Annotated in this window: 10 protein-coding genes; 4 read left to right on the forward strand and 6 right to left on the reverse strand. The window is 69.5% G+C overall.

The features are described from left to right. Positions 1-161 precede the first annotated feature (161 nt). Complete coding sequence (gene lexA, locus ACFV15_RS28610; RefSeq protein ID WP_378353916.1) at positions 162-824, forward strand: transcriptional repressor LexA; 663 nt, start codon at positions 162-164, stop codon at positions 822-824. A gap of 59 nt (positions 825-883) precedes the next feature. On the opposite strand, the gene ACFV15_RS28615 is transcribed toward lexA, so the two are convergent. The 3 genes from ACFV15_RS28615 to ACFV15_RS28625 all read right to left on the reverse strand — a co-directional run bounded on the left by ACFV15_RS28615 (position 884) and on the right by ACFV15_RS28625 (position 4,035). Further along, positions 884-1,894 (reverse strand): hypothetical protein, encoded by a 1,011-nt coding sequence (locus tag ACFV15_RS28615; protein ID WP_378353898.1) that lies wholly within the window; start codon positions 1,892-1,894, stop codon positions 884-886. A 154-nt stretch (positions 1,895-2,048) separates the two neighbouring features. Continuing rightward, the gene (gene hflX, locus ACFV15_RS28620) at positions 2,049-3,476 is read right to left on the reverse strand and encodes a GTPase HflX (RefSeq protein WP_378353900.1); all 1,428 of its coding nucleotides are present in this window, start codon (positions 3,474-3,476) and stop codon (positions 2,049-2,051) included. Positions 3,477-3,519: 43 nt separating this feature from the next. Continuing rightward, on the reverse strand, positions 3,520-4,035 hold the full coding sequence (locus tag ACFV15_RS28625; RefSeq protein WP_378353901.1) for a helix-turn-helix domain-containing protein: 516 nt from the start codon (positions 4,033-4,035) through the stop codon (positions 3,520-3,522). A gap of 58 nt (positions 4,036-4,093) precedes the next feature. On the opposite strand from ACFV15_RS28625, the gene ACFV15_RS28630 reads away from it, so the two are divergent. Beyond that, entirely contained in the window at positions 4,094-5,326 is a 1,233-nt protein-coding gene (locus ACFV15_RS28630) for an MFS transporter (protein WP_378353903.1), read from the forward strand. A 5-nt stretch (positions 5,327-5,331) separates the two neighbouring features. Next, entirely contained in the window at positions 5,332-6,561 is a 1,230-nt protein-coding gene (locus tag ACFV15_RS28635; RefSeq protein ID WP_378353905.1) for an MFS transporter, read from the forward strand. Here the strand turns inward: ACFV15_RS28635 and dapF are convergent. Genes dapF through ACFV15_RS28650 form a run of 3 tightly spaced genes read right to left on the reverse strand, consistent with a single transcriptional unit; the run spans position 6,551 to position 8,968 of the window. Further along, positions 6,551-7,369 carry a diaminopimelate epimerase gene (gene dapF, locus ACFV15_RS28640; RefSeq protein WP_378353907.1) on the reverse strand — a complete coding sequence of 273 codons (819 nt, stop codon included), beginning with the start codon at positions 7,367-7,369 and terminating at the stop codon, positions 6,551-6,553. The two genes, ACFV15_RS28635 and dapF, sit on opposite strands and share 11 nt — an antisense overlap. Before the next feature lie 10 nt (positions 7,370-7,379). After that, positions 7,380-8,282: a tRNA (adenosine(37)-N6)-dimethylallyltransferase MiaA gene (miaA, locus tag ACFV15_RS28645; RefSeq protein WP_378353909.1), complete on the reverse strand. Its 903-nt coding sequence runs from the start codon at positions 8,280-8,282 to the stop codon at positions 7,380-7,382. Next, positions 8,279-8,968, reverse strand: coding sequence for a class III extradiol dioxygenase subunit B-like domain-containing protein (locus ACFV15_RS28650; protein ID WP_378353910.1), 690 nt, complete (start codon positions 8,966-8,968; stop codon positions 8,279-8,281). The genes miaA and ACFV15_RS28650 overlap by 4 nt, the downstream gene beginning before the upstream one ends. 208 nt (positions 8,969-9,176) lie before the next feature. On the opposite strand from ACFV15_RS28650, the gene ACFV15_RS28655 reads away from it, so the two are divergent. Further along, positions 9,177-10,493 carry a DUF349 domain-containing protein gene (locus ACFV15_RS28655; protein WP_378353912.1) on the forward strand — a complete coding sequence of 439 codons (1,317 nt, stop codon included), beginning with the start codon at positions 9,177-9,179 and terminating at the stop codon, positions 10,491-10,493. The last annotated feature ends 57 nt before the right edge of the window (positions 10,494-10,550 follow it).

Raw genomic sequence — 10,550 nt, forward strand, 5'->3', positions numbered from 1 at the left:
CCGCGGCCCGGGCTCCCGCCTGCGGCCGCGTGCGAAACCGCCGGTCAGCACAGGCTCGGCGGCGTCCGGCGAGAGCCGGCGATGATCATCTGGGAGGCGACGCAGTGGCAGACGACAAGAAGGCCGGGGCGGTGGAGAAGCAAGTGGGCAAGGTGCACTCCATGCCCGAGGTCTACGACGTCGACGACACCTTGACCGTTCGGCAGCAGCAGGTGCTGGAAGTGATCAGGGCCTGGGTCAGCCGCTTCGGGTACCCGCCGAGTGTGCGCGAGATCGGGGAGGCCGTCGGCCTCACGTCGACGTCGTCGGTCTCGCACCAGCTGCGCGCGCTGCAGCGCAAGGGGTATCTGCGCCGCGACGCGAACCGGCCGCGGGCGGTCGGCGTGCTGGCCCAGCACGACGACAACCCGATGGGGATCGAGCAGCACGAAGACATCCAGCCGGGGCCGAAGCCCGCGTACGTGCCGCTGGTCGGCCGGATCGCGGCCGGTGGCCCGGTGCTCGCCGAGCAGGCGATCGAGGACGTCTTCCCGCTGCCGCGCGAGATCGTCGGCGAGGGTGAGCTGTTCCTGCTGAGCGTCACCGGTGACTCGATGATCGACGCGGCCATCACGAACGGCGACTGGGTCGTGGTCCGGCAGCAGCCGACCGCGGACAACGGCGAGATCGTGGCGGCGATGATCGACGGCGAGGCCACGGTCAAGACGTTCAAGCGCAAGGACGGCCACATCTGGCTGATGCCGCACAACGAGGCGTACGAGCCGATTCCCGGTGACGACGCCACGATCCTCGGCAAGGTGGTCGCGGTCCTCCGCAGGCTTTAGCAGGTCAGGGCTCGTGAGTGGTATGGCCGGTTAGAACCGGTCGTACCACTCACGACCTCTCAATGCCTCCGGCGGCGCAAGCGACTCAGTCCGAAAACGCCACCCGCGGCGACGGCCACGGCGATCGCGATCGCGGGCCCCGCGGGCACTCCGGACGACTCCGGCGCACCGGAAGCCGACGAGGACGACTCCCCCGCGGGCGAAGAAGCCGAAGAAGGCGTGACCAGCCCGGCGGCTCCGGCGATCGCGCGGATCGGCTCGCCGACGCCTTCGCTGCCCGAAAGCAAAGTCCCGTCGGGCTCGAAAGCGATCGCTTCGCCCTGTTTCTCATTCGGCAGCGGCACTCGCACCGGCTGCCGCTTCAAAGCGGCGACGACATCGCCGTCCGGCGCCGAATAGAGATACGCGTCCGTGTAAGTGCGCACCGCGATGATCGTGCCGTCCGCGCTCGACGCGGCACCCGTGACCAGCACCGATCCAAAAGATCCCACCGGACTGCCGGGCGTGTCGGTCGCTTGGATCTTCAAAGACCCGACCTTCTCCAGCGGAGTCGGGCCGGGGCTTTGCAACTCCCCCGAAGGCCGGTAGATCTTCGCTTCGCCGAGGACGTCCTTGGTGATCAGATAAGGCACGCCCTTCTTGTCCAGCAGCAACGCCTCGGTGTCGTGCTGGCCGTCCGGGTAGCTGAGCCGGTAGAGCGTGCTTTTGCCCGCGGGCGTCACCGCGTGCAGCGCGACCGTTTCGCGGGCCTTCTTGTTGTCGCCGGTGTCGGACAGCCACAGCGTGCCGTCTGACGCGCGGGCCAGGTCCTCGACGTCGAAGGGATCGGTCGGGTTGCTGATCACCTTCTTGACCGCGCAGTCGCGGCCGAGCACGAACACCTGGATCTTGGTTCCGCCGTCGTTGATGGCGTACCACTGCTTGCCGTCCGAGACGAGGCCCGAGAGCTCGTTGAGCCGGGAGTCCTTGACGGTGCAGACGTTCTCGGGCGCCGGCACGTCGGCGGCGAGCGCCGGAGCGGCTGTGAACAGCAACAATCCGGCGCACACCGGAATCCTCAGTACCTTCATCGTGAAACCAAGGTACCGAGGATCCGGTATGGACCGCTGTGAGGTCGCGGTTCTCGGATCGGGCACGCGATAGCCGCGCCCAGGTCGCCCCTGGCGGCACCGCCAGGAACAACCTGGATCACGACTCTCACGCACCAGAGCCGAGAAACACGACCTAAGCCGGTGAGCCGTCGGTCACGAACTGCTGCAGTGCGGCGGCGAGCTCGGGGCGGACCCTGGCGCGCAGCCTGGTGCCGTCGGGCAGGTGCTCCTCTTCGAGGATCTCGCCGTCGGCGTGTGCCTTCGAGACGAGTTCACCCCGCGCGTACGGGATGACCACCTCGACGACGACCTCGGGCCGGGGCAGCCGGTCCGTGATCGCCTCGACCAGTTCCTGCACACCGGTGCCGGTGCGCGCGGAGATCTGGATCGAACCCGGCATGACGTGGCGGAGCCTGGCGAGCGCGAGCTCGTCGGCGGCGTCGGCCTTGTTGATCACCAGCAGTTCCGGCGGGAGCGGGTCGGCGCGGCGGCGGGTGATCTCGTTGAGCACCTCGCGTACCGCGTTGACCTGGTCCTCCGGGGCCGGGTCGGAACCGTCGACGACGTGGACGAGCAGGTCCGCGTTGGCGGCCTCCTCGAGCGTCGAGCGGAACGCGTCGACCAGCTGGTGCGGCAGGTGCCGCACGAAACCGACGGTGTCGGTCAGCGTGTACGTCCTGCCGTCCTGCGTCGCCGCGCGGCGGGTCGTCGGGTCCAGCGTGGCGAACAGCGAGTCCTCCACCAGCACACCGGCGCCGGTCAGCGCGTTGAGCAGGCTGGACTTGCCTGCGTTGGTGTAGCCGACGATGGCCACGCTGGGCACCTCGTTGGCGACGCGGCGCCCGCGCTTGGTCTCGCGGATGGTGTCCATCGCGGCGATCTCGCGCCGCAGCTTCGACACCCGTTTGCTGATGCGCCTGCGGTCGGTCTCCAGCTTCGTCTCACCGGGACCACGCAGGCCGACACCACCGTTGGCGCCACCGCCACCGCCCTGCCGGGACAGCGCCGCACCCCAGCCGCGCAGGCGCGGGATGAGGTACTGCAGCTGCGCCAGCTCGACCTGGGCCTTGCCTTCCTTCGATCGCGCGTGCTGGGCGAAGATGTCCAGGATCAGGGCGGTCCTGTCGATCACCTTGACCTTGACCTTCTCCTCCAGCTGGCGCAGCTGGCCGGGAGACAGCTCGCCGTCGCAGATCACCGTGTCGGCGCCGGTCGCCACCACGATGTCCCTGAGTTCGCGTACCTTGCCCGACCCGATGTAGGTGGCCGGGTCAGGGCGCATGCGGCGCTGCACGAGGCCCTCCAGCACCTCGGAGCCCGCGGTTTCGGCCAGGCGCGCCAGTTCGGCGAGCGAAGCCTCGGATTGGGCGGGTGTCCCCTCGGTCCACACACCGACCAGCACGACGCGCTCCAGGCGCAGTTGCCGGTACTCGACCTCGGTGACATCCGCGAGTTCGGTGGACAACCCCGCGACGCGGCGGAGCGAGGCGCGATCCTCTAGCTCCAGTTCGCCGATGGAAGGGTCTCCGTCGAGCATGTCTTCGTGTGTCAGTTCTGTCATCGTCCTTCAATTGTCCCACGATTCGACGCGGGTGCCGAATCCATTAGTGAAGAGGCACTGTCCGGGCCGGGTAAGTCGCGATGTAGATGGCCATGGGTTCCGCGTCCGGGTCAACCGGCCGGTCACGGAACTCTTCGGCCAGTTCCAGCATCCGCCTCATCAGCTCTTCTTGCTGGGCTTTGCCGAGCCGGAGCACGCCTGCCGTCTGGTCGACGTCCGCGATGTCGATCTCGGCGATCTCGGCGAGATAGGCCTCGAGCATCGCCTCACCGACTTGGCTCTGACCGGCGTTCGACAGATCACGGAAAAGCCCTGTCGACAGATAAGGGATCTCTTTGGCGCCACGGGTGCCCTTGCGTGGCGGCTGCGGCTCCAGGAAGCCCGTGTCGACGAGCTTGCGCACGTGATGCAGGGTCGTCGCCGGGTCTTTGCCGAGCAGGTCCGCGAGTTCCTTGTTGGTCAACGCCTCCGTGAGGGTCAACCGGATGATGCGCAGGCGTATTCCGGACGCCAGCGCGTTCGCCTCCGCCGCCGTGGACGGCCGCCGTTCCTTCACCACGGTACCGAGCATAACCCGAGTGATTGACAGTTTCCAATCACTCGGCCAGGCTGAACGCATGTCTTTACTCCGGCATGCCGACTTCCGCAGGCTGTGGGCGGGCGACACGCTCAGCCAGTTCGGCCAGAAGATCGGCGAGACGGCCATCCCGCTGCTCGCGGCCACGGTGCTCGCCGCGACCCCGATGCAGATGGGCGTGCTGACCGCCGCCGAGACCGCCGCGTTCCTGGTCATCGGCCTGCCGGCGGGTGTCTGGGTGGACCGGTGGCGCCGACGCCCGATCATGCTGCGCGCCGACTTCGTGCGCGCGGCGCTGCTGATCTCGGTGCCGATCGCCTGGTGGGCCGGGGTGCTCACGCTCGGCCAGCTGATCGTGGTCGCGCTGCTCACCGGCGTCTGCACGGTGTTCTTCGACCTCGCGTACCAGTCGTACCTGCCGTCGCTGGTCGGCCGCGAGCATCTGCTCGAAGGCAACTCGAAGCTGCAGTCCAGCCTGTCGGTGGCCCAAGTCGCTGGGCCTGGCCTGGGCGGCGCGCTCGTCCAGCTGGCCGGCGCGGCGAACGCGGTGCTCACCACCGGGATCGGCTTTCTCTGCTCGGCGCTGTGCCTGGCGCGGATCAAGACCGTGGAGCCGGAGCCGGTGCGCCATGAGGACGAAAAACTGTGGCCGCGGATCACCGAGGGGCTGCGGTTCGTGTTCGGCAATCCACTGCTGCGCCCGATCACCTGCGCGACCGGCACGGCCAACCTCGGCAACCTGATGCTCGGCGCGGTGACCGTGCTGTTCCTGACCCGTGAGGTCGGGCTTTCGCCCGCGGCGGTCGGCGCGCTGCTGGCCGTGGCCGGGATCGGCTCGGTCGCGGGCGCGCTCACCGCGCGCTGGTGCATCGCGCGGATCGGGCAGGTGCGCTCGATCTGGCTGGTCTCGCTGGTGAGCCTGCCCGGTCAGCTGCTGCTGCCGTTCGCCGCGCCGGGCTGGCGGATCGGCCTCGCGGCGTTCGGCCTGCTGCTGTTCGGGTACGGCGTGGTCGTCTACAACGTCGCGCAGCTCAGCTTCCGCCAGTCGATCTGCCCTGACGGGATGCTGGGCCGGATGAACGCGAGCATCCGCTTCCTCGTCTACGGGATCCAGCCGATCGGCGGGCTGCTGGGCGGCCTGCTCGGCGAGCTGATCGGCGTGCGCGGCGCGGTGTTCGCGGGCGCCGCGGTGCAGGCCTCGGCGGTGCTGTGGCTGATTGTCTCGCCTATTCGAAAACTGCGTGACGTGCCGGAGCTTGTTAAGCCAGGCTAGAGATCATGGCTCTACTGAGGCACTCCGATTTCCGCAGGCTCTGGGCAGGCGACACGATCAGCCAACTCGGCCAGCAGGTCGGCGTGACCGTCCTGCCGCTGCTGGCGGTGACCGCGCTGGCCGCGACCCCGTTCCAGATGGGCCTGCTCACCGCGGCGGAGCAGGCGGCGTTCCTGCTGCTCGGCCTGCCGGCCGGGGTGTGGGTCGACCGGCTGCGGCGGCGTCCGGTGATGCTGGCCGCGGACTTCGCACGGGCGGCACTGCTGGTGTCGGTCCCGGTCGCGTGGTGGCTGGGCGCGCTGACGCTCACCCAGCTGATCGTGGTCGCGCTGCTGGCGGGCACGGGCACGTTGTTCTTCGACGTCGCGTACCAGTCGTACCTGCCGTCGCTGATCAGCCGCGAGCATCTGCTCGAAGGCAACTCCAAGCTGCAGGCGAGCATGTCGGTGGCGCAGGTGGCCGGGCCGGGGCTCGGCGGTGTGCTGACCCAGCTGGTGGGCGCGGCCAACTCGGTTTTGGCCACCGGACTCGGGTTTCTGGGCTCGGCGCTGTGCCTGTTGCGGATCAGGGCCGTCGAACCACCGCCCGCGCCGCACGAGAAGGCCAAGCTGCGCGTCCAGATCACCGAAGGACTGCGGTTCGTCTTCCGCGAGCGGATCCTGCGCGCCATCACGATTTCGACCGCGAGCGGCAGCATCGGCAACGGGATCTTCCTCGCGATGATGATGATCTTCTTCAGTCGCACGCTCGGGCTGCCCGCCGCGGGGATCGGCCTGGTGCTGGCGATCGGCTCGGCCTTCGGGGTGCTCGGTGCGGTCACCGCGGGCATCGTGAACCGGCGCGTCGGCCAGGTGCGGGCGATCTGGCTGGTCCCCCTGTGCACGTGGCCGTGCGGGATGCTCGTCGCGCTGGCGGAACCGGGCTGGCGGGTCGCGTTCGCGGCCGCCGGGTACGGGATCTATTCCTACGGCCTGGTGGTCTTCAACGTCGCGAATGTCAGCTACCGCCAGGCCGTCTGCCCCGACCGGATGCTCGGCCGCATGACGGCGAGCATCCGGTTCGTCGTGTGGGGCATGTTCCCGGTCGGCGGGCTCATCGGCGGTGTGCTCGGCGAGGTGATCGGGATCCGCGCAACGGTCATCACGGGCACCGGGATCGCGGCCGTCAGCGTGCTCTGGATGGTCTTCTCACCGCTTCGCAAGCTGCGAGACATTCCAGAGCCGGCTATGCGTTAGCCCACCACTTCTCGTCCAGCTCACCACGGGCGACGATCTCGGCGGGGCCGGTCAGCGTCGAAGCACCCTTCGAGATGGTCACCCGCACGACACCGCCGGGGATCTCGACGGTCGCCGCGCCGGTGTCGGTGCCCGCGTTGTGCAGGTGCGCCGCGACGGCCGCGACCGTGCCGGTGCCACACGCGCGCGTCTCGCCGACACCACGCTCGTGCACGCGCATCTTGAGCACGCCTTCGCCGAGCGGGTTGATGAACTCGAGGTTCACGCCCTCGGGGAAGAAGTCCTTGTCGAAGTCCGGCTGGTCACGCAGGTCGAGCGTGTCGACGTCGTCGTCGACCACGGACACCAGGTGCGGGTTGCCGACGTTCACCGCGACACCGGAGAACGGCCTGCCCGCGACCATGGTCACCGAGGCGCCGATGATGGTCGCCGGTCCCATCTGGACGGTGACGGTGCGGTCGGGATGCACCTGCACCGGCCGGTCACCGGCGCGGGTCCCGACGATGAAGTCGCCCGTCACCAGGTCTTCGTCGACCAGGTAGCGCGCGAAGACGCGGACGCCGTTGCCGCACATCTCGGCGATCGAGCCGTCGGCGTTGCGGTAGTCCATGAACCATTCGCCCTCGGAGCTCTCTCCGATGGCCTTCGATCGCACCACGCGCAGGACACCGTCCGCGCCAAGGCCACGCTGCCGGTCACACAGCGCTGCCACCCTGGCTTCGGTCAGGTCCAGGCGGCCGTCGGGGTCGGGCAGCAGCACGAAGTCGTTCTGTGTGCCGTGCCCTTTGAGGAATGCGATGCCGCCCATGGGGGCAAGATTACTTGCCTGCCAATGTCAACACGCTGTCGGCCAGGTGACGATCGGCACCGCCGAACCAGTGGATCCGCTTGTCGCGGCGGAACCAGGAACGTTGCTTGCGGACGAACCTGCGGGTGGCGAGCGCGGTCGCCTGTGCGGCCGCTTCGTAGTCACCGTCCGTGTCCATCGCCGCGAGCACCTGCTGGTAGCCCAGCGCGCGTGACGCCGTCTTGCCTTCGCGCAGGCCACGCTCGGCGAGCATGCGGGTCTCGTCGACGAGCCCGGCCGCGAACATCCGCTCGACACGCAGGTCGACGCGCTCGTCGAGCTCGGCGACGTCACGGTCGACGCCGATCATGAGCGTGTCGTAGCGCGCCGGGCCCGGCTTGGGGAGGTTCGCCGAGAACGGCTCGCCGGTGATCTCGATGACCTCGAGCGCACGCACGATCCGGCGGATGTTGCCGGGCAGGATCGCCTCGGCCGCGACCGGGTCGGCCCGCGTGAGCCTGGCGTAGAGCGCCGGGGTGCCCGCCTCCTCGGCCTCGGCTTCGAGGCGTGCGCGGATCGCGGGATCGGTGCCGGGGAACTTGAGATCGTCGAGCACGGCTTGGACGTAGAGACCGGAACCGCCCGCGAGCACCGGGACACGACCGGCGTCGAGCAGCTTCTCGACGCACGCGCGCGCCTCGCGCTGGTACGCGGCGACGGACGCGGTCTCGGTCACGTCGAGCACGTCGAGGAGGTGATGCGGGACGCCGCGGCGCTCCTCGAGCGTCATCTTGGCTGTGCCGATGTCCATGTCGCGGTAGAGCTGCATGGCGTCGGCGTTGATCACCTCACCGCCGAGCGCGGCCGCGAGGTCGACGGCGAGATCGGACTTGCCGGTGGCCGTCGGGCCGACCACCGCGATCGGCCGGATCACCCGCGCTCCCAGACCGCGACGTGATAGCCGACGCCGTGCGGCGCGCCGGTGTAGAGCAGCTCCGCGCGCCACGTCGCGCCGTCGGCGAGCCCGGCGAGCACCTGCCATGGCACGCGCCCGCCCACGCCGAGCTCGGCGCACAGCGCGGGGTCCAGCGCTTTCAACGCTTCGATGTCGGCCTTCCCGAGTGCCGCGGCGATCGCCTCGTCGAAGCCGGGCGCGCGGCCGTCCTCGTTGCCGGGTGACCGTGGCCCATGGCGGTTCGAGCCGTCGCCGAGTACGAGCAGGCCGGTGTGCTCGGTCGTGATCTGCTCGCCGAGTTCGGCGCAGCGGGCCGGAGTGGCGGTGGCGTCCACGATGCGGACGTCGACGGATTCGGCGCCTGCCTGCCCGCGAAGCCAGCCCGCGATGAGGGCGGGCAAAGGAAGTTCACCCAGCGGGGTGGAAGCGGCGCCGTCGGCCAAGGCGACTCCGACGTCGACGCCATAGCCCCGAAACGTGCCAACCGCGCCCGCTGACACGTTCTGCTCGCTGGGGCCCGCGCCGATCGCCAGCCAGCGTCCACCCAGCGCGCGCACCGCTGACAAGCAGGCTTCGCGCAGTTGAGCGGTCTCGGGAGCGGCGCCTGCGGCGAGTTCGGGGACGAGCAACGGCGGCTGAGGCACCGTCACCACTTGCGTGATCACGCCATGCGACGTTACCTCCCCATCCGGGAGTGGCCACCGCGGACGCTCCGTCACCAGTAGGATCACGTGCTCTAGGTAAAGCGTTCCAGTACCACTGCGGACCGTGAGCTGCTTGAATGCGGTGAGTTCCGCGTACCCGCACTACCCGGCCCCACACCACACGTGGGGCGCCCGCCCCGGCGGGCGTACAGGCGATAAGGAGCCTGCGATGGCCCAGGAGAACACGTCCACCGGTACCCCGGCACCGCACCCCGTGCCGCACGCAGTGAGCAGCGGCGGTCACGCCGCGCCCCCGGTACCGCAAGCCGAGACCCATCCGGACCGGTGGGGCAGGGTGGACGAGGAGGGCACCGTCTACGTCACCACCGCGGACGGTGAGCGCGCTGTCGGTGTCTGGCAGGCGGGAACCCCTGACGAAGGACTCATCCACTACGCGCGCCGCTTCGACGACCTGCGCACCGAGGTCGAGCTGCTGGAGACGCGGCTCGAGTCCGGCGCGGGCGACCCGAAGCACGCGTTGCAGAGCGCCACGCAGATGCGCGAGGGCCTGGCCGAAGCGGCCGTGGTCGGCGATCTGGCCGCGCTGGGCGCCAGGATCGACCACGTCATCGGGCACGCGGAGAAGGCTCTGGCGAGCGCCAAGGCCGAGCGTGAGGAAGCCCGCTCCGCGGCGATCAGCCGCAAGCAGGTGCTCGCCGAGGAGGCCGAGAAGATCGCGGCCGAGTCGACGCAGTGGAAGTCCGCCGGTGACCGGCTGCGCTCGATCCTCGACGAGTGGAAGGCCGTCAAGGGCGTCGACCGCAAGACCGACGACGAGCTGTGGAAGCGGTTCTCCAAGGCACGCGAGGCGTTCAACCGCCGCCGCGGCTCGCACTTCGCCGAGCTCGACAAGCAGCGCGCGACTGCCAAGCAGCGCAAGGAAGAGCTGATCGCCGAGGCCGAGAAGATCGCCGACTCCGACGAGTGGGGCGACACCGCCGGGCGCTACAAGGAGCTCATGGGCGAGTGGAAGGCCGCCGGCCGGGCGCCCAAGGACTCCGACGAGGCGCTGTGGCAGCGTTTCCGTGCCGCGCAGGACAAGTTCTTCGCACGCCGCTCCGCGGTGTTCTCCGAGCGCGACGCCGAGTTCGGCGAGAACGCGGCGAAGAAGGAAGCGCTGCTCGTCGAGGCCGAGAAGATCGACCCCGCCGCCAACCTGGAGGCCGCCAAGAACCACCTGCGGCGCATCCAGGACCAGTGGGACGAGATCGGCAAGGTCCCGCGCGAGCGCATCCGCGAACTCGACGGCCGTCTCAAGACCGTCCAGGACAAGATCAAGGACGCCGAAGAGACCAAGTGGCGCCGCACCGACCCCGAGGCCGAAGCCCGCGTCGCGCAGTTCCGCGAGCGCATCGCGCACTTCGAGTCCCAGGCGACGAAGGCGCGCGCGGCAGGCAAGGAGCGCGACGCCAAGAAGGCCGACGAGCAGGCCGCGCAGTGGCGTGAATGGCTCGCCGCCGCCGAAGCCGCGGTCGCGGACCGGTAGTTCCGCAGCTCAGGGGTCGTGAGTGGTTTGTGGGGGGGTAAGAACCGCACAACAAAA

The sequence above is a fragment of the Amycolatopsis sp. NPDC059657 genome (genome assembly GCF_042734395.1).
GTDB lineage: Bacteria > Actinomycetota > Actinomycetes > Mycobacteriales > Pseudonocardiaceae > Amycolatopsis.

Excerpts from the sequence above, each read along its gene's own strand:
- lexA (WP_378353916.1), top strand. The coding sequence starts at position 162 with ATGCCCGAGGTCTACGACGTCGACGACACCTTGACCGTTCGGCAGCAG.
- dapF (WP_378353907.1), bottom strand. The coding sequence starts at position 7,369 with ATGGGCGGCATCGCATTCCTCAAAGGGCACGGCACACAGAACGACTTC.
- ACFV15_RS28635 (WP_378353905.1), top strand. The coding sequence starts at position 5,332 with ATGGCTCTACTGAGGCACTCCGATTTCCGCAGGCTCTGGGCAGGCGAC.
- ACFV15_RS28655 (WP_378353912.1), top strand. The coding sequence starts at position 9,177 with ATGGCCCAGGAGAACACGTCCACCGGTACCCCGGCACCGCACCCCGTG.
- ACFV15_RS28630 (WP_378353903.1), top strand. The coding sequence starts at position 4,094 with ATGTCTTTACTCCGGCATGCCGACTTCCGCAGGCTGTGGGCGGGCGAC.
- hflX (WP_378353900.1), bottom strand. The coding sequence starts at position 3,476 with ATGACAGAACTGACACACGAAGACATGCTCGACGGAGACCCTTCCATC.
- ACFV15_RS28615 (WP_378353898.1), bottom strand. The coding sequence starts at position 1,894 with ATGAAGGTACTGAGGATTCCGGTGTGCGCCGGATTGTTGCTGTTCACA.